The sequence below is a fragment of the Microcystis sp. M44BS1 genome (assembly GCF_020244875.1).
GTDB classification, from domain to species: Bacteria; Cyanobacteriota; Cyanobacteriia; order Cyanobacteriales; family Microcystaceae; genus Microcystis; species Microcystis panniformis.
The window spans coordinates 1-25,595 of the sequence record NZ_JADBVM010000084.1 but is presented as its reverse complement, the minus strand read 5'-3'; the positions used below and the strand labels follow the sequence as shown (position 1 = coordinate 25,595).

The 25,595-nt window shown below is 42.0% G+C and carries 18 protein-coding genes and 3 pseudogenes; 10 read left to right on the top strand and 11 right to left on the bottom strand.

Features of this window, described 5'->3' with window-relative positions; all coding sequences use genetic code 11:
- From IM515_RS05755 to IM515_RS05745, 4 genes and pseudogenes are all read right to left on the bottom strand, one after another.
- Positions 1–711, bottom strand: a 711-nt coding sequence (locus IM515_RS05755) for a condensation domain-containing protein (RefSeq protein ID WP_287697910.1), incomplete at its 3' end; no start/stop codon positions are given.
- 354 nt (positions 712–1,065) lie between these two features.
- Complete coding sequence (locus IM515_RS05750) at positions 1,066–5,325, bottom strand: non-ribosomal peptide synthetase (RefSeq protein ID WP_287627729.1); 4,260 nt, start codon at positions 5,323–5,325, stop codon at positions 1,066–1,068.
- Between the two features lie 36 nt (positions 5,326–5,361).
- Positions 5,362–5,565: pseudogene (locus IM515_RS26100) on the bottom strand (transposase); the annotation flags it as partial.
- Positions 5,547–5,726, bottom strand: a complete 180-nt coding sequence (locus tag IM515_RS05745) for a hypothetical protein (protein WP_012267925.1) — start codon at positions 5,724–5,726, stop codon at positions 5,547–5,549. The pseudogene IM515_RS26100 and the gene IM515_RS05745, both read right to left, overlap by 19 nt.
- 144 nt (positions 5,727–5,870) lie before the next feature.
- Here IM515_RS05745 and IM515_RS05740 point away from each other — a divergent pair, with 144 nt between their 5' ends.
- A complete protein-coding gene (locus IM515_RS05740) occupies positions 5,871–6,656 on the top strand; it encodes an SWIM zinc finger family protein (RefSeq protein WP_147068690.1) in 786 nt (261 codons plus the stop codon).
- Between the two features lie 121 nt (positions 6,657–6,777).
- On the opposite strand, the gene topA is transcribed toward IM515_RS05740, so the two are convergent.
- Positions 6,778–9,414, bottom strand: coding sequence for a type I DNA topoisomerase (gene topA, locus IM515_RS05735; protein WP_287627730.1), 2,637 nt, complete (start codon positions 9,412–9,414; stop codon positions 6,778–6,780).
- Positions 9,415–9,589: 175 nt separating this feature from the next.
- Positions 9,590–9,808 (bottom strand): hypothetical protein, encoded by a 219-nt coding sequence (locus IM515_RS26095; RefSeq protein ID WP_425589524.1) that lies wholly within the window; start codon positions 9,806–9,808, stop codon positions 9,590–9,592.
- Positions 9,809–10,314: 506 nt separating this feature from the next.
- Here IM515_RS26095 and IM515_RS05730 point away from each other — a divergent pair.
- The gene (locus tag IM515_RS05730; protein WP_287627731.1) at positions 10,315–10,929 is read left to right on the top strand and encodes a DUF938 domain-containing protein; all 615 of its coding nucleotides are present in this window, start codon (positions 10,315–10,317) and stop codon (positions 10,927–10,929) included.
- A gap of 29 nt (positions 10,930–10,958) precedes the next feature.
- On the opposite strand, the gene IM515_RS05725 is transcribed toward IM515_RS05730, so the two are convergent.
- Positions 10,959–12,014 carry a Fe(3+) ABC transporter substrate-binding protein gene (locus IM515_RS05725; RefSeq protein WP_002765688.1) on the bottom strand — a complete coding sequence of 352 codons (1,056 nt, stop codon included), beginning with the start codon at positions 12,012–12,014 and terminating at the stop codon, positions 10,959–10,961.
- A 248-nt stretch (positions 12,015–12,262) separates the two neighbouring features.
- Here IM515_RS05725 and IM515_RS05720 point away from each other — a divergent pair, with 248 nt between their 5' ends.
- A complete protein-coding gene (locus IM515_RS05720; protein ID WP_287627732.1) occupies positions 12,263–14,884 on the top strand; it encodes an O-linked N-acetylglucosamine transferase, SPINDLY family protein in 2,622 nt (873 codons plus the stop codon).
- A gap of 127 nt (positions 14,885–15,011) precedes the next feature.
- Here IM515_RS05720 and IM515_RS05715 read toward each other — a convergent pair.
- Positions 15,012–15,155: pseudogene (locus IM515_RS05715) on the bottom strand (IS30 family transposase); the annotation flags it as partial.
- Positions 15,156–15,342: 187 nt separating this feature from the next.
- On the opposite strand from IM515_RS05715, the gene IM515_RS05710 reads away from it, so the two are divergent.
- The 3 genes from IM515_RS05710 to IM515_RS05700 all read left to right on the top strand — a co-directional run bounded on the left by IM515_RS05710 (position 15,343) and on the right by IM515_RS05700 (position 18,766).
- On the top strand, positions 15,343–16,149 hold the full coding sequence (locus IM515_RS05710) for a creatininase family protein (RefSeq protein WP_287627733.1): 807 nt from the start codon (positions 15,343–15,345) through the stop codon (positions 16,147–16,149).
- 670 nt (positions 16,150–16,819) lie between these two features.
- Positions 16,820–17,269, top strand: a complete 450-nt coding sequence (gene ndk, locus IM515_RS05705) for a nucleoside-diphosphate kinase (RefSeq protein WP_287627735.1) — start codon at positions 16,820–16,822, stop codon at positions 17,267–17,269.
- A gap of 123 nt (positions 17,270–17,392) precedes the next feature.
- Positions 17,393–18,766 carry an HD domain-containing phosphohydrolase gene (locus tag IM515_RS05700; protein ID WP_287627736.1) on the top strand — a complete coding sequence of 458 codons (1,374 nt, stop codon included), beginning with the start codon at positions 17,393–17,395 and terminating at the stop codon, positions 18,764–18,766.
- 2 nt (positions 18,767–18,768) lie between these two features.
- Here IM515_RS05700 and hpnH read toward each other — a convergent pair whose 3' ends face one another.
- Entirely contained in the window at positions 18,769–19,785 is a 1,017-nt protein-coding gene (gene hpnH / locus IM515_RS05695) for an adenosyl-hopene transferase HpnH (protein WP_002785976.1), read from the bottom strand.
- A gap of 398 nt (positions 19,786–20,183) precedes the next feature.
- Between hpnH and IM515_RS05690 the strand changes: the two genes are divergently transcribed.
- Together IM515_RS05690 and IM515_RS05685 are read left to right on the top strand one after the other, a co-directional pair.
- Positions 20,184–20,783: a DUF1517 domain-containing protein gene (locus IM515_RS05690; RefSeq protein ID WP_287627737.1), complete on the top strand. Its 600-nt coding sequence runs from the start codon at positions 20,184–20,186 to the stop codon at positions 20,781–20,783.
- A complete protein-coding gene (locus tag IM515_RS05685) occupies positions 20,740–21,672 on the top strand; it encodes a hypothetical protein (RefSeq protein WP_287627738.1) in 933 nt (310 codons plus the stop codon). The genes IM515_RS05690 and IM515_RS05685 overlap by 44 nt, the downstream gene beginning before the upstream one ends.
- A 66-nt stretch (positions 21,673–21,738) precedes the next feature.
- Here IM515_RS05685 and IM515_RS05680 read toward each other — a convergent pair whose 3' ends face one another.
- Together IM515_RS05680 and IM515_RS05675 are read right to left on the bottom strand one after the other, a co-directional pair.
- The gene (locus tag IM515_RS05680) at positions 21,739–22,254 is read right to left on the bottom strand and encodes a phycobiliprotein lyase (RefSeq protein ID WP_287627740.1); all 516 of its coding nucleotides are present in this window, start codon (positions 22,252–22,254) and stop codon (positions 21,739–21,741) included.
- 61 nt (positions 22,255–22,315) lie between these two features.
- Entirely contained in the window at positions 22,316–22,984 is a 669-nt protein-coding gene (locus IM515_RS05675) for a HEAT repeat domain-containing protein (protein ID WP_287627741.1), read from the bottom strand.
- 346 nt (positions 22,985–23,330) lie between these two features.
- On the opposite strand from IM515_RS05675, the gene IM515_RS05670 reads away from it, so the two are divergent.
- Both IM515_RS05670 and IM515_RS05665 read left to right on the top strand, forming a co-directional pair.
- Positions 23,331–24,863, top strand: a complete 1,533-nt coding sequence (locus IM515_RS05670; RefSeq protein ID WP_287627742.1) for a hypothetical protein — start codon at positions 23,331–23,333, stop codon at positions 24,861–24,863.
- Between the two features lie 368 nt (positions 24,864–25,231).
- Positions 25,232–25,594, top strand: a pseudogene (locus IM515_RS05665) (RpnC/YadD family protein); the annotation flags it as partial.
- Position 25,595: the final 1 nt, after the last annotated feature.

The window sequence follows — 25,595 nt, the reverse complement described above, 5'->3', positions numbered from 1 at the left end:
TAATTCGGGTAAATCTACGGTTGAATTAGATAAAAATGCTTGATAAAATTCAGATAATTCTTTAAATAAAATGCCCTTTGACCAACCATCGATAATAATATGATGGAAAACGTTAACTAAAATATAATTTTCATACCCCAGATCAAACAGAGTAGATCGTAATAAGGGAGCTTGAGTTAAATCAAAGGGTTTTTGTAGTTCTTCAATAATCTGTTTATCAATTTGATCTTGGGAAATATCTTTTAAATTAATAACTAATAATTTAATCTTTAGAGATGGAGCAATTTTTTGAATAGGTTTTCCTTCAACCATTGGAAAGGTTGTGCGTAAGCTCTCATGGCGTTGAATAATAGCATTAATCGTTTGCTCTAAAATATCAATGTTTAAGCGTCCCGTTAAACGGATAGTTAAGGCTTCATTATAAGCCGAATTTTGCTGATCCATCTGATAGAGAAACCACATTCTCTGTTGAGCAAAAGATAGGGGTAAATCTTCAGTTCTGGCAACGGTATTAATGACCGATTCAAGGGGTTTAGATGGTGTTGTTGCGCTTCTTAAAAAAGTGATAATTTCTGGTTTTCTTGTCCCGATTTCTTGCTTAATTTCTGGTGTCATCGCTCCCTGGGGAGCTTGATATTTTAACTTTTCTTCCTCAAGCCAAAGCTTGATGTCTAAACTATTTAAGTAAGATAAAAATTCTGCGACTTTCATTAATAGTATCCTTTTCCTTGATTGATGTTCTGATATTTTTGGAATGGGGGTGATGTTTGGCTGAGTTTAGTAGCTCTAGCTTGAGCTACTGTTTAGAGATATAATCAACGTTTTTCATAAATTTAAGTATCCTCAAAGACTAAACACTATAGACCAAACAAAAATTATCAATGGTAGGGAGTCGGTGGTTATTGTTAAAATCAGTTGCCCTGGGAGCAACCGCTTACATACTCCATAAAAAGACTGTTTGGCTATTCATAGCATATTCTGGATGATAAATTTTAGTGATGGATACAATTTTTTACATTTTTTCCAAAATGGCTCTGAAAAGCTTAAATTTTAGTTAAGCTATTTTCATAATTCTCCTTCTTCATAATTTTCTGAGGCTGTTGTCATAACTTTACCACTTTTGGATACACTGTGACTATTTTTGGCTACATTAAGCACCTCAATCGTTTGAGTTAAACTGGCAACGGTTGGATATTCTAACAAACTGTGCAACGACAATTCTACCGAGAAAACATCGCGTAAACGAGAAATAACTTGACTCGCCAGTAAAGAATGTCCTCCTAGTTCAAAGAAATTGTCATGAATTCCAATTTGAGATAGATTTAAAACCTTTTGCCAAATGTTAGCAACTTGACGTTCAGCTTCCGTTCTGGGTGCTATCAATTCGTTATTTTCTTTACCTTGCAGTTCCTTGAGTAACTGCCGCTTATCAATGTCTCCATTATCCTTAATAGGGAGGGATTGCCGCAACACCAAGGGACATTGATAGGACGTTCCAAATCGATCTTTTAGACTAACATGATTAGGTAGATTGACCGATTGAACTGTAGATTTACGGGTGTAATAAGCCGTTAACTTTTGGCATCCTTCCGACCTAGATGTGAAACGATTAATCTTGCCATTACTCCCATCTAAACCGATCATTAATTGTCTTTGGTTGTGATATAAACTCGTTATAAATGAGTCTAAACCTTGCCGCACCGTCATATCATAATACCCTTGAGATCGAGTTATGTATTGCATCTGATAACCTTGGCTCATCCCGGTTTCTTGCCAAGTTGTCCAACTATAACAATAACTGGGGAACAAATTCTTAGATTTTTGATAGGTATTCAAAGACTCAAGGAAACTATTAGCCGCCGCATAGGAACCCAAAGCCGCTCCTCCAAAAAAACTAGCCAAGGAAGAAAAACTAATAAAAATTCCCTGAGATTCTTTGAGGAGTTGATGTAAAACCCAAGTTCCTATTACTTTAGGACGAAGAATTGTCGATAAACCGTCTTGAGTTTCGTCCAGAAGTAAACAATCTTTGTAAATTCCAGCCAGATGAATCACCCCATTAAGTTCTCCTTGCCATTGTCTTTTTACCTGTTCTACAGTCTGTTTAACTTGAGGGAAATTAGTCACATCTACCGCTTGGTAAATTACTTCTCCCCCAAGGTTTTCTAAAGCTTGGAGATTTTTGATTTTTAAGGATAATTGATCTTCGGTTTTGAGGTACTCACTCCAGAGATGTTTTTCTGGTAAAGGTGTTTTTCCAATTAACAGTAAACGAGCTTGATAATTTTTGAGCAAATACTGAGCAATTTGTATGCCAATTCCCCCTAGTCCCCCAGTAATCAGATAAATTCCCCCTGATTTAAAGGGTAATTCCTGTTGGGTGTGTTGAAGTAAATTGACTTTTTCCAAACCTGCGATTAAACGTTTCCCGTTGCGATAGGCAATTTCTCTTTCCTTGGATAAAACGGATAGTTCTTGCAGCAGATAACTGAGATTAATTTCGGTTTGATTTAGGGGTAAATCAACATGACGAGTATTCAACCAAGAAAGTTCTTGAGCTAGGGTTTTGATCAGTCCTAAAACTGGAGATTTTTCATAGGCAATTTCATCGGTTTCTATGACAAATTGACTATAACTAGAAACAAATAGCAATTGAATTTTTGAGTTGAAGTCATGAATTTTAGCTAAAGCTTGAACTAGGAATAATAAATCATAAATTCCTCGCTCTTGTGCTTTTTCTAACTGTTCAATTGTTGAAATTTCTCCCTGATAGTCTTGATAAGTCCCCAGATGAATAATATTGCTAAGGATAATTTTTCGCTCGGATAAAGATGCCATTAACTGTTGATAATGATTAGCTGTCCCAGGTTTGAGGGTATAGCAATTTTGACTGATTTGAGAAAATTCTTCCGCTGCTAAAACCGTGATACAGGGTAAGTTTTGACCTTCGATTTTTTCTGCCAAAGATGCTCCTAAACCCAAGCAATCCAGAAAAATTAAAGTACAACACTTGGAAAGTTCTGGTTTTAAGTTAACTGGAGATCGAGGTTTCCAAACTTTCTGGTAAAACCAATCAGGAAGGGTTTGAGCATTTTCTAACAAAATATCTATTTCTTTTAAAATAGAATTAAATTCTCCATTTCCAAACCGTTTTATTAATCGCGATCGCTGAATTTTACCAATAGAAGTTTTAGGAATCTCCGTTTTATTTAAGGGTATTAAATATTCAGGATTAACGCCAAAACTGTTAATTACTTTTCGTCTAATCTTTTTCAGAAGTTCCCCTAGATGCTGGTGGTCAAAGGTTTCTGCACTAAAAAATAAAGCTAATTGATCGGTACTATTCCTAGGATCATAAACAGCACAAGCGGCGGTGTAGGACGCTTGTACTTCTTCAATAGTTTCCACTACAGTTTCAATTTCATGGCTATAATAATTCACTCCATTAATAATAATGGTTTCTTTACTTCTTCCAGTAATGACTAAATGACCGTTACTAATAAATGCTAAATCTCCTGTCTTAAACCAGCCATCTTTTAAGAAAGCGTCTTGATTCGCTTCTGGGTTTTTATAATACCCGGGTGAAACTGGATGTCCTTTAACTTGTAAATGACCAATAGTTTCTTCTGGTAATAGGGAATTATCAGTATTAACAATTCTAATCGATATTCCCGGAATGGGTAATCCTAAATCCGTAAAAGTTGCACCATTGGGATGTTCAGGATGGACTCGTTTTAGGGAAGAATTCAAGGAGGATTTATCAACCGTATGAAAGAGTAATGGCTGTTGTTCTGTCGGCTGATAATAGGTAATTCCTGACCCCATTTCTGCCATCCCAAAAGCAGGACGCATCGCCGTTTTTTTCAGATTATATTGAAGATGAAGGGTGTTAATAAATTCTCCAACTGCTTGACCAGAAACAGCTTCACCTGCTGCCAAAAAGAATTTGACACAATCTAAATTCCAATTTTGATCCGGTTCTTTTTTTAAAGCTTCATTGATCAAATTATAGGCAAAATTAGGAGCCCAACTGTGGGTGATTCGATATTGAGCAATTAAATCTAACCAATTCAAAGGACGACCTAATATATATTCAGTTTGAACATAAACCATTTGGCATCCTAGCTCGACACAGCGAATATTCCAGTCTGAAATACTTCCAATATGATCAAAAGGAAGCCAATTAAGAATAATATCGTCGTTTTGATGTTCACAAATGATGTTTGTTCCTCGCGCACGAGAGATGACATTTTTATGGGTTAATGAGATACATTTCGGTATTCCTGTACTGCCTGATGTGAGATTAAAGAACGCGATATCATCCGGTTGACTAATATGAGTCTGATGGGGAGAATAAGTTTTTAATTCTTCAATAAAACTGAAGCTTAAGGTTTGATTAGGCAACCATTGTTCTAAATATTTTATCTCTTGCTGACGGGATTGATTTGTGATAATAATAGGCTCATCTAACAACTGCCAAACTTGAGATATTTTATGAATTTCATTATTAAAATCTTTATAGCTGGGTGGCACTGAAATAATAACAGGAATAAATCCCCCTAAAAGACACCCCCAAAATGCGGAAATGATATCATAGTTTTCCGATAGCTGAAGAATCACTTTATCTTGAGCTTGTAAACCCTGCTTTTGTAATCCGGCTTGTATTTGTTGAGCTTCTTCCCATAATTGTTGATAAGATTGAAAAACTTCTGATCCATTAGATTGAATATAAATAATCCCTTTATTTGAATGATTTTCAGCAGCTTTTTGGAGGATTTCTGCCAAGGTTTTAGGCTGAATTTCAGATTCTTCTAAAAGCTGTCCGTGACTGATTCTAGCTTGAGTGTTAGAAGTGTGAATCCCCAGATGAATCGGGGTTTGAGATTCTTGATTATCATTTTTTTTCTCTGGTTTTAAGGGCAATAAGTCCGATAGATGTAGGGGTAAAATTTTGATTTTTTTGGAAGTCATGACAGCGGCAACTTGATCAATATCTGACAAAGAGCGTAGTTTTTCTTCTGTTTCCTGAACTTGATGATCATCGATAATTTCAATATTCTTTAATGCAGTTTCATCGACATCACCGCTATCGGTTAAGGGTAAACTGGAAATCTGCACATAGATATTAGGTAGAAGATTGTCCGGTAACTGAGACTGTAAATCGGAGGACAATTGTTCAGAATTCCAAGCTCCAGAGGAAACGATATAGGCGACTAATTCATCCTCTCGTACCATAAAATAGCAATCTTCAATTAAGGGATTTGATAAAAAGACTTCTGCTAATTTATGACAATTTAATTGTGGATTTTTCTGTTCTGTCCTCATACCTAAAATCCTCGTTTTTGTGTACATCTTGCCAATTCAATTCTGAATTTCATCACTGTCTGAGCTATCACATAATAGCTCATTCGGGGTACGATAGTCAAGACATTTTCGAGGACGATTGTTAATCAAGTTTACGGCTCTTTCTATTTCCTCTGGCTTAAGGATTTTAAAATTCCTTTTCTTGGGAAAGAATTGTCTTAACAGTCCATTAGTATGCTCGTTTAATCCCCTCTCCCAAGAAATTTTGTAGATGGTTTCTTGACATCCTGACCGCCGTAAAACGGACGGCGATTCCCAAAACTCACAATTTGGGTTTCTGCTTCATAGATGACATGACATCCCAGCAAGACGGCTATTTGCCGTTGAGATAAATTTACCTCTTGACCAAGTTGGTAGAGCAAGTTTCTTTGTTCTATGTTAAGATGTTGAGGGCTTCGTTTTTGGGTCTGATTTGTTGTTGTTAAAGATCAGAATATACCTGATGAGCCTTTCTCTGTCAACTCTTAAGGTTGATGTGTTTCATTTTTGAATTGGCGAAATAAAAAATGACAGAACAAGCTTGGTGGGTACAAAAATGGCTAGAACTACTCGATTCCTATCGCTTTAAAAAACGCTTGGAACGAGCTAGACTTTACGCCAGAGAAGGCAATGTTTTAAGTATTGACTTTGAAGACTCGCAAGTTATTGCCAGAGTACAAGGCAGTGAACCAGAGCCTTATATAGTGGATTTATCCCTAGTCGCTTTTAGTGATGAAGAATGGGACTATATTATTAAGCTTCTCTCCAAAAAGGCCATTTATTCCGCTCAATTGCTCACGGGACAAATGCCCGATCATATCGAGCGTGTTTTTATCGATAGTGGGGTGAATTTATTTCCCTTTTCCCTAGCTGATATTCGCTCTCGTTGTACCTGTCCCGATCAAGCCAACCCCTGCAAACATATAGGAGCAGTATACTATCAATTGGGTGATCGTTTTATTGTCGATCCCTTCCTGCTTTTGCAACTGCGCGGCCGAAGCAAAAGCCAAATTCTGGAAGCTTTACGGGAAAAACGCTCCTATTCCTCTGATAATCAACCTTTAGCAGTCAGTGAACCCCCCACAGTAGTCGAAAAAACTGCCCCCGACAGCACTATCGATCGCTTTTGGCAGTACGATGAGGAGCTAGATCCCTCCCTAGTTGTGATTACGCCGGGGAATGAAAATCAAACCATTCTCGACATTTTAGGCAATTTTCCCCTCGCTGCCCCCGAATCAGATGCCATAGAACAATTTTTAAAACCAATTTACCGGCAAATTCCCCAAGAAGCGATGGCGATTGCTTTACAGTAGGGAATTTGGGGTATATGAGCAGCTCGTTCAAAGTGGTGCAAAAGACAAAAAAGCCAGCCAGATTTGTCCTCGCATCAGGGCGAGGAATTAACCATGGAGAAAATCGCCCCACCACTAACCGCTAAACCGTCTTACTTTTGCCAGTTTTACTGCCTGGGGAAGTAGTTTTTTTAGTGGTGCTAGAAGTAGTTTTCTTAGTAGTGGTTGTCTTGGCAGTGGTTGTCTTGGCCGCTAGGGCGACTAAAGCTTGTTCTAGAGTCAGGGTTTCGGCGGTTTCTCCTTCGGGAATCTTGGCGTTGGTCTTACCGTGTTTGATATAAACTCCGTAGGGTCCCTCGTACAATCCCACCAATTCCCCATCGTCGGGATGTTTACCCAATTCTTTTAAGGGTGGTTTGGTAGAACCACGAGCGCCGCGAGCTTTTTTCGGTTCGGCTAATAAGGCCAAGGCTCGATCGAGAGTTATAGTCAAGACATCATCGCTGGCTTTCAGGGAACGATATTCTTTTTCTTTGCCCTCTTCCTGAACTATATATGGGCCGAAACGCCCTAAACTGGCTTTAATTTTGCCTCCGGTGAGGGGATGGGTTCCCAGCAGTCGCGGCAGTGCTAATAAACCCACCGCTTGTTCGAGGGTGATGTCCTCGGGTTTGACTCCTTTGGGTAAGGAGGCGCGTTTCGGTTTGGGATTGTCATCGCTGATATCTCCTAACTGGACGTAGGGACCGTAACTACCCACCAGCAGATAAATCGGCTCTCCGGTGTCAGGATGAAGACCTAATTTATCCGGACCTTCGGTTTTTTGTCGCAGCAGGGTTTCTACCTGTTCGGGGTTCAGATCCGCCGGGGTTAAATCGGCCGGGATGGAAGCGGTGAGGATTTCATCGCCTCGGGAGACTTCCAGATAGGGTCCGTATTTGCCGATCTTGATGGTTGCCTGTAAATCCTCTAAAATCACCGATTTAGCGGTGCTAGAGTTAATTTGACTCTCGCGCTCTTTGACTTGGCTTTCTAGCCCTTTTTCGCCGCGATAGAAGCGATCGAGATAGGGCAACCACTGAGCGGAACCGGTGGCGATATCGTCGAGGGTTTCCTCCATCTTCGAGGTAAATTTGGGATCTACCAGGTCGGGGAAATGGTTTTCTAATAAACCGACGACGGCGAAGGCGGTGAAGGTGGGAATGAGGGTTTTATTCCGCATTTGGGCATAACCGCGATCGATAATGGTGCCGAGAATGGTGGCGTAGGTGCTGGGTCGCCCGATTCCTTCACTTTCGAGGGTTTTTACGAGGGAGGCTTCGCTATAACGGGCGGGGGGTTGGGTATCGTGGCTAATGGCTTCTAGTTGGCGACAATTGGGGGTGTCACCGACGCTGAGGGGGGGTAGGATTATTTCTTGGTCGTCGATGGCGGCTTCGGGATCGTCGGAACCTTCTACATAGGCGCGGAAAAAGCCAGGGAAGTCGATTCTTTTGCCAGAGGAGCGAAATCCGGCATTTTCTACCTGAATATTGACGGCGATCTGGGTAATACGGGCATCGGCCATCTGTGAGGCGACGGTACGCTTCCAGATTAGGTCGTAGAGGGCGAATTCTAGTCCGCTCAGGCCGGTTTCCCGGGGCAGGCGAAAGCTGCTACCGGCAGGCCGGATGGCTTCGTGGGCCTCCTGTGCGCCTTTGCTTTTGGTGGTGTATTGCCGGGGTTGGGGACTGAGATAATTTTTTCCGTACATTTGTTCTACACAATTGCGGGCGGCGGTGATGGCCTGATCGGAAAGATGGACGGAATCGGTCCGCATATAGGTTATGTAGCCCTGTTCGTAGAGATTTTGGGCGATTCGCATGGTGTCGCGGGCGGATATGCCCAGTTTCCGGTTAGCCTCTTGCTGTAGGGTGGAGGTGGTGAAGGGGGGGGAAGGTTTGCGAGTGGTGGGTTTTTCTTCTGTGTTGCTAACGCGCCAGATTTTGTCTTGGATGCGTTCTTTTAAGGCGGCGGCGGTGGCTTGATCCAAAAGTGTCACCTGGCGACCGGGGAGCAGTCTGCCGGTGTCGGCATCGAAATCGCTGCCATTTGCCACTTTTTGACCGTTTAAGGTGACTAATTTCGACTCGAATTGATTTTTGTCCTTTTCGAGGGTGGCTTTCAGGTCCCAATAATTGGCGGTTTTAAAGGCCCGTCGTTCTCGTTCCCGTTGTACGAGCAGACGTACCGCCACGGATTGCACGCGGCCGGCGGATAACCCTTTGGAGATTTTTTTCCAGAGTAGGGGGGAGAGGGTATAACCGTAGAGGCGATCGAGTATGCGGCGGGTTTCTTGGGCGTGAACTAAATTTTCGTCGATGGAGCGACAATTTTTGAGGGCGGCTTGGATTGCCTCTTTGGTGATTTCGTGAAATACCATCCTTTTGGTGGGTATTTTCGGGTTGAGTACCTGCAAGAGATGCCAACTGATGCTTTCGCCTTCCCGATCTTCGTCGGTGGCGAGGATCAGTTCGCTGGCCCCTTTGAGGGCTTCTTTTAATTCTTTGACGACTTTACTTTTGGTTTTGGGGACGACGTAGAGGGGATCGAAATCGTTCTCCACATCCACGCCTAAATTGGCCCAGGATTTGTCTTTGTGGGCGGGGGGAATTTCTTCGGCGGAGGCGGGCAGATCGCGGATGTGGCCCATGGAGGCTTGGACTCGATAGCCGCTAGGCAGATAATTGCTGATCGTCCGAGCTTTGGTGGGGGATTCGACAATAACCAGGGTTGACATAGGAATTGATCACGAGGGCATGGCCACAGCGACTGTTTTAGTTAGACTGACAATCGTTGTTTGATGATGGGCAAAAGTTACTATTTATCTTGACCGGCTTGATTCGGGTCAAAAGCCACTTACTACGATAATAGAGATTAAAGCTGGTCTTTTGTCACTAACTTCTTAACAAAACTTAATATTTTTCTGGAGCAGGGAGATGGGAGCAGGGAGTGGGGAGATGGGGAGAGGGGAGACCAATTCGTGCGCGTTGCGGGGGGAGATGGGAGCAGGGAGAAGGGAGAAAAAAGCTGACTCGGAGAATACTGACTCCTAACCCAATGTTCGCCAAAGATAAGCAAAAATTATTTATTGACTCCAAAAACTTGAGAATATTTAAATTAACATTCCGCAATATTTACAAATTCTTAAAAATTAATTGAGAAAGATTTTTATTTAACAACGATGTTACAATGGTTACAGCGATTTTACTGAATTTCATAATGGGGTATTCTGTGCTTTTTTAGGCAGCAATGGTTGAAACCCTCACCAAACCTAGAAGGTTATCCTAATTAGGAGGGGTAAATTAGTCAATTTCACCAACAACGATGATCTTTTTTTTGTGTAGTTTTATTGCAAAAAAAAAGTTTTTTTGACAAAAAGCACAAAGTATGATAAGAAACCAACGTATTTCTGGCTGCCAGTAGTTATTGCAGAGTAGGATGGGGAGAAGGGAGAATAAATAAAAATAATCCTCCTGACTGGAAAGAGGGTGTAGGGTGTGGGGTGTGGGGTGTAGGGAAGGAAACCTCTTTCATCTGTGGTGGTGAAAATTTTTTCATCAGGACTGACGCCTGACGACCAACGCCTGACGACCGACTCCTAACCCCACCAACCAACTTTTTGCCGCAAACCCTAGTTATGTCTGATTTACGTCAATATGCTCCGGCAACAGAACGCAATCGTCAGCCGATTTTAGAAGTTCTCAGCCAATTTTTACCGAAGACTGGGAATATCCTAGAAATATCTAGCGGCACGGGTGAACACGCTGTTTTTTTTGCTCCTCGTCTTGCTCCTTGTCGTTGGATTCCCTCGGATTGTAACCCTCTGGCTCTAGATAGTATTCGCAGTTGGTGCGATTATTGTCCTAGTTCTAATCTCGATCGCCCCCTATTTATCGATGTTCATCAGTCAGTTTGGGCGGTAGAGACGGAAAATATCGTTATTAATGCCATTGTTAATATTAATATGATTCATATCGCCCCTTGGTCTGCTTGTTTAGCTTTAATGGCAGGAGCAAGTCGCATTCTCAGACCAGGGGGAATCCTCTATCTTTATGGTCCCTATAAACAACAGGGAAAACATACTTCTCCTAGTAATGAAAGCTTTGATTTTTCTCTCCGTTCTCAAAACTCTGCTTGGGGAGTGAGGAATTTAGAAGATGTGGTGCAAGAAGCCAGCGATCGAGGTTTACAATTGTTAGAAGTAATTCCTATGCCCGCTAATAATCTCTCGGTTTTATTTCAATTGCCTTAACTGATAACTGATAACTGATAACTGATAACTTATTTCCAACCAGCGCGATTCATTACCTGTACCGCTTTGGCTAAATTAGGACCATAATTAGCCACGCTAACTGTATCTTCTTTCCCGCGTCCGAGTTTTGCTAGGAAAGGGTCTAAAGCAACCCCTGGAACGACGGGATATTCTCGATTACCCTTAGCAAAAAAGTTCTGTGCTTCATTGCTAGAAAGATATTCTAAAAATTTAATGGCCGATTCTCGATTGGGGGCGGTTTTAATTAAACCACCACCGCTAATATTAACGTGAGTGCCGCGGCCTGCTTGGTCGGGGAAAATTACGCCTACTTGGTCATAAATTGCCCGTTTAGCGGGGTCTTTTTCTTCGGCATACCCAGCTAAGTAATAGGTGTTAGCTAGGGCTAAATCGGCAATTCCTGCGGCGACAGCTTCGATTTGTGCCTTATCATTGCCCTGGGGTGGACGGGCAAAATTGGCCACTAATCCCCGACACCATTTTTCTGCGGCCGCTTCCCCTTGGATGTCGATTAACCAAGCAGTAAAAGATTGACTATAGATGTTACTGGATGACCGGGTGACGACTTTTCCTTTCCATTTGGGATTGGTTAAGTCTGCATAGGAATCGATTTCTCTGGGGTTAACTCTGTCTTTGTTGTACATGATTACCCGCAAGCGTTTACTAAACCCGAACCAGTGACCTTTGGGGTGACGCAAATGAGCGGGAATTCTTTGGGTAAGAATGCGGGAATTGACGGGGGCAAAAATTCCCTGTTGGTCGGCGCGCCATAATCTCCCTGCATCTACTGTCAGGAGTATATCAGCAGGACTATTGCTGCCTTCGCTTTTGATTCGTTCGATTAATGGGTCTGCTTCCCCTTCGACCAGGTTAATTTTTATTCCCGTTTGTCGGGTGAAGTTGTCATACAATCGTCGGTCGGTGTTGTAGTGACGGGAGGAATAGAGGTTTAATTGTTTAGTTTGGGCGGAAACTTCGTTTATTTTCCCTAATTGACCCACTGCTACCGCTAAGGTGGCTGTTCCCGCACCTAGAAAGACTCTACGAGTTATTTTATCGTTCATTGCTCGATTCTTGGCAAAGTTGTCTTTTCCTATTGTACAGCTATTGAGAATAATTCTTATCTGCGGTAGAAATTACTTGTCTGGCTAGGGCGGTAAATGGGGGAAAATACTGGTAAAATCAGGGGTTTTTGTGTAAATGAGGCTAATAAATCCTCGAATCTATCGCTAGTTAAATTCAATAAGCTTAAGATGTTACCTTAAGCTCGATCGAGGGTATTGTGGAATGAGAGCAACGAGAGTCAAAGATAATGATCAACAGCGATCACCAACAAGCGATCGAGCTAATGTTAGCATCGGGAGACCATAATCAATTATTGTTATTCTGTCAACAAGCACTGGCGGTTCATCCGGAAGTGACTGATTATTATCCCTATCTGGGATTAGCTTATCTGCTGCTAGGGCAGCAAGCAACAGCGCAAGAAATTTGGTTATTTTGGCTATTACAATCAGAGTCCAGTCAGGATTTAATTATGCTCCTCAAAAAAGAGATAATTAGAAATCTCGATTGCTGGCAGTTTGGCCAAGCTAAATTAATCTATCTCCAGGGGCTAGAATTAGAAGAAATAGAAGGGGATGAAGAGATAGAAAATTATGCGCTGACTGCGATAAACTCCTGTCTTCAAGAGGTGCAAGAGGCAATTAATCGGCGAGAATATACTTTAGCTGAGGACTTTTACTTAAGAATTTTATCTTGGCGTGAACAATTAGCTTACATCTGGCACGATTTAGGATACTTATACTATATAATTAACCGACTAACAGAATCTTTTAACTGTTTAGCACGAGCCATAGAATTAGAGGAAAATCAAGCCTTATATCATTATACCATGGCCATGGTGCTAGAAAAACAATCACGTTTAGATACAGCTTTATCAGCTTATCAAAAAGCGATTGATCTCAATGCTAATTTTGTCGATGCTTATAATAAACTGGGCAATTTATTTTATAAATTAGGGCAGCTAGAGTCAGCGGAAAAATTCTATCAGCAGGGGATTAATAACCAGGCGTATTTTTATCCTTTTTATATCAATTTAGGCAATGTCTATTTAGTTAAACAAGCTTGGATAGAGGCAAAAAATGCTTATGAAACTGCCCAAGAACTGGCAGGAGATAGACGAGAAATTAGTCAAAATCTCTCCCTTTGGGAAATACTGCAAGCTGACCAAAAAAGAGCGGATCTTTATTCAGGTGATTATTTTTATCAAAGAAAACTCTATCAATTAGCACTAAACTATTATCAAAAATTATTAGCAATTAAAGTAGAAGATAGCAACTTTTATTTAAATTGCGCCCATTGCCATCTCATTGTCAAAGGAGAAAAACAGGCTTTGGAAGTGTATAAAAAAGGCATTAGCTATCATCCAAAAAATATTGATTTACATTTGCGCCTAATTTGGTTACTACAAAATAATTATCCGATCGAGGTGGCAATTCAAGCCACTAAATCGGCTTTAGAGTATCTTCCCGATCACCTATCTTTGCAGTTAGAATTAATGCGGTTAATGCCGATAGTTTACACAAATCAAGCAGATATTATGCAATATCGATCGAACTACGACAAACAGTTAGATAATATCTTGTCTAATCTTGATTTAACCACTACTCATCAACAACAGGAGGCTTGGAAAAGTATTGGTTTAAGAACTAATTTTTATCTTCAATATCAAGGTAAAAATGATTTAGAACTACAAAAAAAATATGGGGAATTAGTTTATAAAATTACCTCAGCTAACTTTCCTGATTGGGTGAAAAACCTAACCATGCCGACGGGAAAAATTCGCCTTGGCTATATTTCTGCTCACTTGCGTCATCACACGGTAGCGAAACTCTTTCAAGGATGGTTGCAGTGGCGAAATCGAGAACAATTTGAAATTTATTGTTATGGAATAGATATTAATAACACCTTCGATAATTTTACGAGAGAATATCAAGAGCAAAGTGATTATTTTTATCAGTTTGATAATTTAGTTAATATGGAAATAATTGCCCAACATATTTTAGATAATCAGTTACATATTCTGGTTTATTTAGATATTGGTATGGATGCTCGTACTACTCAACTAGCAGGATTGCGTTTAGCTCCAGTACAATGTGTAACTTGGGGCCATCCCATCACCTCAGGATTACCAACCATTGATTATTTTATCTCCAGTGAATTAATGGAACCCGCAGAGGGAGATAATCACTACAGTGAAAAATTAATTCGCTTACCCAATTTAGGTATTGCCTATGCCAAACCTTCCCTTCCTCCCCAGAGAAAAACTCGTTTAGAGATGGGATTAACCGAGGATAAAATCATCTATTTAAACTGTCAGAGTTTATTTAAATATCTGCCAGAAAATGACGATATTTTCCCGAGAATTGCCCAACAAGTTCCCAACAGCCAATTTATTTTTATCTGCCATCGTAGCGAATTTGTGACCCATTGCTTTCAGTCGAGATTAAGTCAAGCTTTTAATAAGTATGGACTCAATTGGCAAGATTACAGGGTAATGATGCCACAATTAGAACAAGATGATTATTTTCGGCTTAACTTACTAGCAGACATCTATTTAGATAACTTAAGTTGGTCGGGAGGAAATACCACCCTCGAAGCAATTGCCTGTCAGCTTCCAGTTGTTACCTGTCCCGGGGAATTTATGCGCGGACGACATTCCTATGCTATCTTGAAAAAATTAGGCATAACCGAGACAATTGCTACGGATAAAAATCACTATATTGAAATTGCTATCCGTTTAGGTTTAGATAATCAATGGCGACAAACAATCAAAGATTATACTAAAGTGAATATCGATAGAGTATTTAACGATCAAACCTGTGTAAAAAGTCTAGAAAAATTTTATCAATCTGTAGCAGGAGAGGATAGATAAAACTTTAGGGATACATAGGGTTTGCGGCAAAAAGTTTGTTGGGGTGTGGGGTATGGGGAAGAAAACCAGATAAAGTTGATTTTGTCAAGGATTTAAGATGCTCTTACCCTGGGTTTAATCCTCTTTACCAAAAATGATAAGGATTAGCAAAATAAAAATCTGCTCCTAGTTTCTGACTCAACTCTTGATGTCCACAAAATTCTTTGGCCTGGTCACAAAGGTCGGTTTTTCTTTTGTCAGGGGGAATCTCTTGGAAAAGTTTTTCGGTGACAAGGGTTGATTTCCGATGCGCTCCGCTTCGACTCTTTCTTTTTCCTCGTCTGGCCCTATAGGTATTCTTGATGCTCTCCACAGTCTCGATAGTTGACGATTGGCCACCTTGCCAAGAATTAGTGATAAAATTACCATATAAACAGTAATTTTTACCCCAAGCATAATCCCTCACCCCCAATAAAATTATGATGCACGGTTTTATTCCCCCACATCGTTATTTTCCCTATCTTACTTGGACTGATATAGATTCAATGCCAAATAAGGAAAATGTGGTAATTATTCAACCCATCGGTGCGATCGAACAACACGGACCCCATCTACCTATTGCCGTCGATGCTGCCATTAGTTTAGGGGTTTTAGGCAAAGCTTTCGAGAAATTAGATAGAAACATCGCCGCTTTCGCTTTACCCTGTCTCTACTACGGAAAATCTAACGAACATTGGTCTTTTCCCGGTACGATTACCCTCTCGGCAGCAACCTTATTAACGCTTATTCAAGAGATAGCTGAAAGTCTCTATCGTTCGGGTTTTCGCAAGTTAGTATTAATGAACTCCCACGGCGGACAACCGCAAGTTATGGAAATTGCCGCTAGGGATATTCATCAACAATATCCCGATTTTTTAGTATTTCCTTTTTTCACTTGGCGAGTTCCCCACAATGCGGCTGAATTATTCTCGGAATATGAATTAGAATACGGTATTCATGCAGGAGATGTGGAAACTAGCATGATGTTATCATTGCTGCCAGAACAGGTAAAAATTGAGCGCGCCGTCCGAGAATATCCCCAAGGTTTGCCAGAAAATAGTTTGTTAACTATGGAGGGAAAATTACCCTTTGCTTGGTTAACTAAGGAATTAACTAAAAGTGGAGTGATGGGAGATGCTACTAATGCAAGTAAAGAAAAAGGCGATCGATTATTAGAATCTGTTGCTAATGGTTGGGTACAGGTGATCGCTGATGTTTATCAATTCCGTCAACCGAAGTTATATTAATAGAAGATTAATTATAGTTGTTAATAAGCTGTACTGCATTTAACCTGCCTATTGGTAATTTTAGTACAAAGGATAAAACTCCATCTCCCTTCTCCTTTGATTCAGTAATTTGCTCACCATCTTCCCTTAACATAAATAGAGGAAATTTTAACCAGATAAGAGTATTTTTTTCCATAATCATTAATTTCAATCATGAGTTTTATCCCTGAGGTTGTATAATTTTTGTCAACGGTAACAAAAAGAAAAGAAACGACATTTTTTACCATATTTTTTCTGGGGGATAAGAATCGAAAACAGAATCAACGACTAGGATAATTAGGGGCTGCTGAATAAATCTAAAAACCTTGTTGGATAAGGCTTTTAGACTTTTTTTCCTCAAAAAGTGCCGACCATTGGAGGGATCGGGGGTAAAATTCCTGGACTTTTTCCCTGAAAATTAGGTAACTGACTACCCCAAAATCGGTAAAACCCTACACCCCCCCGATGTCGGGGGGGTAGGGGGGGTCACACCCTGCCCCCACGAAAAACTTTTTGCCGCAAACCCTAGCTAAATCGGACAGCAAGCTAACTCAGCAATTGAAGCGAAAATGCTGCCATTCTCTAGGATGCCATTCCGGGTTAATCTGGGTTTCGGACGCAATTTTTCGATGACTAAATTTTAAGAGGCAGTATGGAACGCACTTTCTTAATGATTAAACCCGACGGTGTGCAGCGCAATCTGGTGGGGGAAATTATTCAACGCTTTGAAACTAAAGGTTTTACGCTGGTTGGGTTGAAAATGATGCAGGTTTCTAGCGAATTAGCGGAAAAACACTACGCTGTTCATAAGGAAAGACCCTTTTTCCGTTCGTTAGTCGATTTTATTACCTCCTCCCCCGTGGTGGCCATGGTTTGGGAAGGAGAAGGAGTAATTGCCTCCGCTAGAAAAATTATTGGCGCCACTAATCCCCTCAATGCTGAACCTGGTACGATTCGCGGTGATTTTGGCATTAGTGTCGGACGCAATCTTATCCATGGGTCCGATGGTCCATATACCGCCAGAGATGAAGTTAGTCTCTGGTTTAGCGATGCAGAATTGGCTGATTGGACTCCCGCCATCACTCCCTGGGTGGTAGAATAAACCCCTTTGAGGCAGTCAGGAGCCGGTCGTCAGGAGACAGGAGACAGGAGATTGCTTTTATTTATTCTCCCTTCTCCCCTCTCCCTTCTCCCCATTTCCCCAACCCCCTAATATTCGGAAATTATGACCGTAGAATCCAGCTTACAACAGTTAAAAAGAGCTTCATCGGGACGATTACCCAGCAGTTACGGGGTCTATTTTAAGAATACCCTTGTGGCCCTCTGTCATGCTCTTGAAGATCATATCTTGCAAACTAGCAGCCCAGATAGTACAAATAAACCACTGGTCTTAGTCACCTTTCAACAGGGAAAATGGTATTTACAGGAAGCTGAGCGCTATTTAGATATCGCTCGCTCTTCTCGTCATATTGCGATCGCCGCCTTGGCCGATAGTGGTTTTTCTGAGCATAAAACCGGCAGTTTAGAGAATGTTTCGCTAGTGAACTTAGATAATAGCGATAGTTTGGTTAATGAGTGGAATTTAATCATTCTTTCCCCCGATTACGCCTCCATGGTACTCTGTCATGAGTTATCCCCGGAAGAATACCGGTCCGATAGTCAACCCCAAATAGACACGGAGCGAAAATTCTACGGTTTATGGACATTCGATCGCGATTTAGTCGAAAAAGCCGCTAGGATCTTAATTGAGCGTCTGCATCGCTATAATCCCACTCTAGCGGCCGACTTAAGCAGACAACAAGAGGAAATTAGTCAAAATATTAATCCCATTCCCACGGATTTAACGGGAGTAGTCTCTCGCATTGTCACCTATCTGCAAACCAGTCAACAGCAGTTAGTCACCGTCAGCAGACAAACGCGAGAATTAAGCGACTTAGAAGGACAAGCATCCCGTTTAAATAAAAATTTGGCCGCTAATAAACTGCAAGCTTTTCTAAGAATGGCTCAAAAGGTCGATGAAAGAGATATTGATAATCCCCTTGCTTCCCTACAGGTGGCTGCTTTAGCGGAAATGTTGGGACAATTGCTCGATTTACCCACCCTGAGATTACGACGCTTACGATTAGCCGGTTTATTATACCGCATCGGTCTAGCGGAGGCTCCGATCGAAGTTTTTAGACAGCGTGCCAGTCAGTTAGAGGGAGCAAATGCGTTATTTTGGCGGGATCGATCGGTGTTAGGCGCACAATTACTCGCAACTATGCCCGAATTAGCCCCAATTCAACAGATTATTTACCATGAGTTTGAATACTGGGATGGTAGCGGGGTTCCCAACGGCTTAAAAGGGGAAGAAATCAGCCTAGAGTCGCGAATTTTAGGATTATCCGCCTATTTTCAGGAATTAACTCAACCGCGAGGCGACCGACTAGCTCTAGATTTAGGAGAGGCCCTAGAGCGCTGTCAAAATTATAGCGGGATTCGTTTTGATCCCGCTTTGGTAGAAAAATTAAGTTCGGTAATTCGTCTGTGCGAAATGGGATGGATGCAATTACCCGATCGCCCTAGTCAAGTCCCCGCCGTCTGGTTAGAATCAGTTTAGGATTAGACTCCGATTAAACTCTGCATCGCACGTCCCATATTAGCCGGTTTAAAAGCTGCCATGGCCGCGGTCGGTTCATAGCCGCAATGTACCATACAATCGGCACATTGAGGATTGCCACTGGCCCGACCGTAGTTATCCCAATTGGTTTCTTCTAAAAGTTCCCGAAAGCTTTTGTAATGTCCTTCGTTGAGCAGATAACAGGGTTTTTGCCATCCTAAAAGACTATAGCTAGGACTACCCCAAGGAGTGCATTCGTAGTCTTGTTCACCGATGAGAAAATCGAGAAAGAGAGGATTATGGTTAAAATTCCACTTTTTCTGACCTGATTTCCAGGGTGAGAGAATTTCTCGGAATAAAGCTCTGGTTTGCTCCCGTTTTAAGAAACTATCTTGATCCGGGGCCCACTCATAACTATAACCGGGGGAAATCATCATACCATCGATGCCCAAAGTAGCGAGAAAATCGAAAAATTCCTGCATTTCTTGCGGTTCTGTGCCTTCAAAAACCGTGGTATTAGTAGTAACCCGAAAACCTCTCGCTTTCGCTGCTTTAATCCCTTGTACTGCCTTATCGAATACTCCCTCTCGATCCACACAGCGATCGTGATGTGCTTTTAAACCGTCCAGATGGACACTAAAGGTAAGATAGGGTGACGGAGTAAATTTATCCAGGCTTTTCTCCAATAACAGAGCATTGGTACAGAGATAGACGAATTTTTTTCTGTCCACTAACCCCTTGACAATTTCATCGATTTGTGGATGTAAGAGTGGCTCGCCCCCGGGGATGGAAACCACGGGAACCCCGCATTCTTCCACCGCTGCGAAACATTCTGCCGGGGTGAGATGATTACGGAGAATTTCCGGGGGATGTTGAATCTTACCGCAGCCAGTACAGGCTAAATTACAGCGAAATAGGGGTTCTAGCATTAAAACTAAGGGAAAACGCTTTTTTCCTGCTAGACGCTGTTTCAAGATATAGGAAGCAACCACTAAAGCTTGTTGCAGTTGGACAGCCATTTGCTCACACCAAAAGGATTCTAAGTCATTATAGACTGTTAACAGGACATCAAGGCATAGAACCCTAGAAAATGGCAAAATAAATAAAAGCTGAGGGCTTTTTTGGCTGTTTACTTGATTATCGGATAGATTAAACCCCTTGCCTGATTAAATCCTATCAGTTATCTGTCTTTTTAGCTAAGTAGGTAAGATGAACGTAGGTTGGGTTGAAGCATGAAACCCAACGCCCGATCATGTTACGCTACCGCTAACCTATCCTACAAATAATTGTGCCTCCCTACTTATCAGCTTTTATTTATCCGATTAATTAGCCATTATCACCTTGATCTAGCTGATGGCTTCAAGACTACTGACTCCTAACCTTAACGACAATTTTTGATTTTTACCAGAGGTCTATTATGAGTTCTTTAGGCGATCGCTTTAAGAAATTTGCGGGTAAAACTCGCTATGTGGTCTGTCGCTTATTTTTGCATCTCTACGGCCAAGAAGTCGCACCCCTGATCGGTATTCTTAATCGTACTGGCCGAGAGGCGATCGATTCCGAAGGCGATTTAGAGGTCATGGGAGAGGGTTTAGTAGAAATTTGTCAAAATCTGCTGCAGATGAACCTCTATTGGTTTTCTGTGGCTAATGAGGGCGATATTTTTTGGAGTGAGGGGGAAGCGGGAGACTACGTTAACGAACTGTTTACCGATTCCGCAGCCAGATACCTAAGTGAATCGGTGTCTTCACAGTTGGGGGAAAAGGAACCCTTAACTTTACCCGTCACCGATAACTTAGTTGTTATGATCACAATAGCCTTCGAGGGTGAGAGTGCTGCCTTAGAAACTAGCCTAGCCGATCGAGAGGCCCTGGAAGATGGTTTAAAATCAATAATTAACCTTCACTACCAAGGTCGGCTGCGTGCGATTCAGGTACATTTTTCTCCTGCTCAATTGGGAGATGAATTGACCAATGAGCAACTATTACTCAATTTCCCCGAATTACTGCCTTTATAGTCTTAATTTTGCCATTATGCTGCGCCAAGTAACGACAATCCTTTTAATTCTTACCCTTTGTTGCACAACGGTGGCCTGTGGTTCCTCGTCAAATCAAACTCAGTCACCGTCAGCTAATAACAGTAGTGTAAGACAAGAATCCAATCAGGTTAGTAGCGGTCGCTACGAGGTGCAACAAGCTACCTACGATGACGGAGATGGCACTTATACCTTAATGCTGTTAAACACCCCTGCGGGGACTTCTCCCCTCTTTCGCACCACTAACCTGCAAATGGCTAGATTAACCGAGGAGGACATTGCTAAAGGGGAAAAAACCGCGGTAGAAATCAACGGTGATCAGGCTACCCTGTACATGACCGAAGATTTTAAAATCGAGTATGTCCATAATGTCACGGAAGTGCGGAACAATCCCCAAACCGGACAACAGGAAACCGTGGTGATTCGACAAGAATCGAGTTTTTGGAGTCCTTTTTTCGGTGCTGTTGCTGGTCAAGCTTTGGGTAGTTTGCTCTTTCGTCCTCAATATTACGTTCCTCCCCTCTATACTCCGGGGGGTGTGATGACCGGTTTTGGTGGTTACGGTTCCACCTATAATCAGGCAGTGGATCAATACCGGACTAAACATAATAGTCCACCTCCGGCAGTCAAAAACCGGCAAACTCTCCGTTCTACTGGCAATTTACGTCGTTATCCCAGTAATACTACCTCTAGTCCCAATCGCAGCACCACCACCACCACAAAACCCAGTGGTTCCGGTTATGGTTCCAGTACCCTGAAGAATTCGGGTAAATCTGATAATGTCAAACGTTCATCTAGTTTCGGTTCCTCCGGTTCCCGACGTACCCCTAGTCGCAGTGGTTTCGGCAGCAGCAGACGCGGCCGACGTTAGGAGGATTTGACTGGAGTGGTGGAAGATTAATCCTGTCTTCCCCACCTCAGACATTGGAGATGACAACTACTTAGTAGCAACCATTTTGCGAATTTCCGAATAGAAAACCGTCTGGCGATCGCCATTGTCCGACTGGATAATACTGGTACGCAATCTCAGATTAGGACTAGCAAACCAGATTCTTTCTTCGATACGATGGTGATTATCCTCGATGGTTAAAGTTAAAGCTTGATCGCTTCTGAGATGATATTCTCCCAGTGCTGCCGATTTACCGTCCGATGTGATTAATTTTCCTTGCCAAGGATTCTCTGAGGGTAGCCAAACTAAATAGCTAGAACCGATTTTTTTCGGTTGTCCATAGTCCACGGAATTATCCCAAGTCGCTTTCCATCCCCCTAGACTGGTCTGGGACTGACAGTTATTTTCTAAACATAATTGCACCACATCGGCAGCATCGGCAGCCAGCAAATCGATGGTGATTTCTGCTTTATTATTGGCAACTTTTTGGGCAGCTAATTGATAACTGGTGCGCTGAGAAAACCATTTACCCGCACAGAGATTAATAAATTCTTGAATGTCCATGAATGGCTGTAGGCAAAGATCGATCGCTCTGAAAGAATAGATTATTTATTCTATCCTATCCCTAGACCTTGGCCAATTTTTGCAAGGATAAACGGGCAGCTTCGCGCACTTGTGGATGTTCGTCCTTGACCAAAAATTTTAAGGCTGCGATCGTTTTTTCCGCCGGAAGATGGCCTAAAGCTTCCGCTAATCGCTGCCGGATTAACCAGTCATCGGAGTTAACAAAGGTTAAAAGCTTCTCGACGGTTTCCACTGCTTTGATTTCCCCAAGAGCGGCAATAGCGGCCTGTTGAATAACCGCTTCGTTACTATCGAGAGCCGATAATAACACCTGTTTAGCCCGAATATCGCGCAAATTGCCCAAAGCGACGGCAGCACTGAAGCGGACTAACCATTGCGTGTCTTCGTAAAAAGCCCGTTGTAGGGGTTCAAAAGCGCGAATATCTTCTAAATAACCTAAGGCCCCCGCAGCATCGGCGCGAATGCCATAATCGGCATCATTGGCTAACAAATCCACCAGGATAGGAAAGCATTCCTCGGTTTGTTTGACTCCCAAAGCAAAGACAGCCATCGATCGCACTGGCAGCATTTCATCATAAAGGACTTTTTTGATCAAGGGTACAGCTTCCTCTGGGGTCACTTCTCGCAGGGATGCCAAGGCCAGCAGACGGTCTTTAGAGTTGCTACTTTCTAACTGGAGGGCAATGTTTTCTATATCAGGCTTACTCATTTTTGTCAATCACTTGTAATATTTCTTTAATTATAACGCAATTCTTGGCAATTCAGAAACGAGAGCGGGGAAAGGATTTCTTAAGGATTGAGGCGAGATTTTACCCCGTCAGGAGAACTATAATTTAAGTATGGTAATACGATAAATGCTAGGCTTTCTGATAAATTCAGCGGGCGTTGGGTTTCATGCTTCAACCCAACCTACGTTCATCTGATAGATTCAGGAAAAAAATATAAAGCCCCACTCCCCTTCAGGTCAGCGAGGTTGAGATTAAAAAAAACAGATAGCCTAGGGCTAATTAGCTTGTCTAGCCGCAACTGCCACACCTAGACAAGCAGGGGGTGTTATGGTGAAACATCAAGTTTTTAATACTGGTTCTTTGACTCTAGACACGGAAAAAGAGCAGCTCTTTGTGTCCGTGACTCCAGACTATCAAAAAGGCCCCGGCATTCAACGGGATGGTATAACTCCCCCCAGAATGCAGGATCCTCATGCAGTGACGGATATAATGTATAATCGACTTCGTCGCAATGCTGTTCCTGGCCTAGACTCTACGACCAATGCTTACGAGCAGAGAGCGGGTACTTGGACACTTTATCATCATCTCAAAGAATTCTGCGATCAGCGAGGACAGGATTGGCTCATTATTGGCGCCCAAGGTTGTGGGGATCTAACGATGAATCCGTGGCATCTTGCCTATCTTGGCCCTAATTACTACATAAAATCCTTGCAAAATCAATTATGTGGGATGTTTCTCCCCGGAGGCTATCAAGAACCGATCGATCGTCGCATCTATCGGTGTTTGGTCAAATGGTGTGATGATATGGCTACACACCTCGGCCATCGTTATGAATTTTTGGATTTAAAATTTATGGCTGGAGGCGCAAATATAATACAGATTAACGATCCGAAGGTGGCTCGCAAATATGATGCTTTTTTAAGAACGCTACCGGGATACGATGCTAATTTACAGAATATCGCCCCATTTTTAGAGTTTGCCCTAGCGGGAAAAACTATTATTCAACAAGGTGATGTGGTTCCCCTATTTACTGCTATCGATCGATTCCAAGATGTACGCCATATTTTTTGGCTGCCTTATCAAATTATCTGTGATGGTAATTTTATGGGGCAGGTTATTAATACAATTAACTTAGGAGAATATCAACTCTACGGCGATTTGAATGCCCGACGCGCCGCTTTAAACGGACCGATTATCGTAGAAACTCAGTTGAATCCTCCTGGCGGTTTTCTGCAGATCGATCTGGCCGCTCCTGCTGTCGCAAACGAGTTGATGCGAAACAACTTTAGACCGGTTGGTGTTTCTCCGCGCCGGGCAGGAGAATATTTTCCTTACCCCGGAGGAGATACGGTAGAAATTTACTTTCCCAAGAGCATCTATCCTTTCGGAATTTTGGGAATGCACGGTCAAAGAATTATCTGTTTTGCTTCCTCGGGATTATCGGCAAAAATCGGCAATACCCTAGAAGGGATTACCCTAATTATGAGCGATGGATTCAGTGCGGAAGAAGCGATGGTTTTAGATGAAGGATTTGACGTTTTTCAAATGATCAATCCCATGAAAGATGATCATGCTTTCACTTATACCAACGATGATTTATTGGATAGAGTGTTAGCTTTTACCTACGATCAAATGCTTCTAGATACGGCTGCAAGCACTAGAAATCCGGTGAATGGTCCCGCACTAGGTGGAAACATGAGACAATGGCCTCTCAATCAAAATTTATTGGAGCAAGTGGCAAATAATTATCGGGTAGGAGGGTTAGCTGGTCTAGATTATACAGATATCTTTCCGGTCAGGTTAAGTCGCTCGCAAATCAGAAGTATTTTGATTGTTGCTGTCCGAAAAAATCATCAATAGGGAGATTCAACCCGGTGCATCTTGATTTTGTAGAAATACCTAGGGTTTGAACAAGCCAATTGGCACTCGCACTCTCGGCACCGTTCCGCTTACCTTATTCGCTAAAAAGCAGGCTCTTCGGTTTGTCTTATGCAATCGACGGGGGTTATAAGGAATGGAACCCTTATATAGAAAGGCATTTGGCGATTTTTGTCAATTGTTTTTTATCTAAAGCGAACTAATCAATTAAGTCTCTTGCCAGATAAGGATTTAGTCGATTTATGCCCCCCTATCGAACCATACCAAGTAACGAAGAGCCAAAAAGCATACAGGATAAAGGTAACAGCAATTTTAAAACCCTTCCCTTAAAAAATTAAGCAAACAAAGAGTTATTACCCTTTGCCGTCCTCAGCAATACTGATGACCCCGAACAGGTGTTAAGTCAGGTGTCCCGTTCTCTAGAAACTATCTCCAAAAAACAGGTGCAAAGCAATCTCGCTGCCGCTACCAGTATTCTCGCCGGGTTAGTATTAAATCGAGAGACGATTAAAAAAATCCTTCGGAGTGAGATTATGAGAGAATCCGTCATCTATCAAGATATTTTAGAGAAAGACAGAGAGGAAGGAGCATTAACCGCTAAATTAAACTCTATTCCCCGTTTATTTGCCTTAAAATTGAGTGTAGAACAAATTGCCCAAGCTTTAGACTTAGAAATGGAACAAGTACCACAAGTCATTGAGGGACAAAATTGAG

Bases quoted from the DNA above. Each gene is read 5' to 3' on its own strand.
- IM515_RS05750 (WP_287627729.1), bottom strand. From the start codon at position 5,325: ATGAGGACAGAACAGAAAAATCCACAATTAAATTGTCATAAATTAGCA.
- IM515_RS05740 (WP_147068690.1), top strand. From the start codon at position 5,871: ATGACAGAACAAGCTTGGTGGGTACAAAAATGGCTAGAACTACTCGAT.
- topA (WP_287627730.1), bottom strand. From the start codon at position 9,414: ATGTCAACCCTGGTTATTGTCGAATCCCCCACCAAAGCTCGGACGATC.
- IM515_RS05730 (WP_287627731.1), top strand. From the start codon at position 10,315: ATGTCTGATTTACGTCAATATGCTCCGGCAACAGAACGCAATCGTCAG.
- IM515_RS05725 (WP_002765688.1), bottom strand. From the start codon at position 12,014: ATGAACGATAAAATAACTCGTAGAGTCTTTCTAGGTGCGGGAACAGCC.
- IM515_RS05720 (WP_287627732.1), top strand. From the start codon at position 12,263: ATGATCAACAGCGATCACCAACAAGCGATCGAGCTAATGTTAGCATCG.
- IM515_RS05710 (WP_287627733.1), top strand. From the start codon at position 15,343: ATGATGCACGGTTTTATTCCCCCACATCGTTATTTTCCCTATCTTACT.
- ndk (WP_287627735.1), top strand. From the start codon at position 16,820: ATGGAACGCACTTTCTTAATGATTAAACCCGACGGTGTGCAGCGCAAT.
- IM515_RS05700 (WP_287627736.1), top strand. From the start codon at position 17,393: ATGACCGTAGAATCCAGCTTACAACAGTTAAAAAGAGCTTCATCGGGA.
- hpnH (WP_002785976.1), bottom strand. From the start codon at position 19,785: ATGGCTGTCCAACTGCAACAAGCTTTAGTGGTTGCTTCCTATATCTTG.
- IM515_RS05690 (WP_287627737.1), top strand. From the start codon at position 20,184: ATGAGTTCTTTAGGCGATCGCTTTAAGAAATTTGCGGGTAAAACTCGC.
- IM515_RS05685 (WP_287627738.1), top strand. From the start codon at position 20,740: ATGAGCAACTATTACTCAATTTCCCCGAATTACTGCCTTTATAGTCTT.
- IM515_RS05680 (WP_287627740.1), bottom strand. From the start codon at position 22,254: ATGGACATTCAAGAATTTATTAATCTCTGTGCGGGTAAATGGTTTTCT.
- IM515_RS05675 (WP_287627741.1), bottom strand. From the start codon at position 22,984: ATGAGTAAGCCTGATATAGAAAACATTGCCCTCCAGTTAGAAAGTAGC.
- IM515_RS05670 (WP_287627742.1), top strand. From the start codon at position 23,331: ATGGTGAAACATCAAGTTTTTAATACTGGTTCTTTGACTCTAGACACG.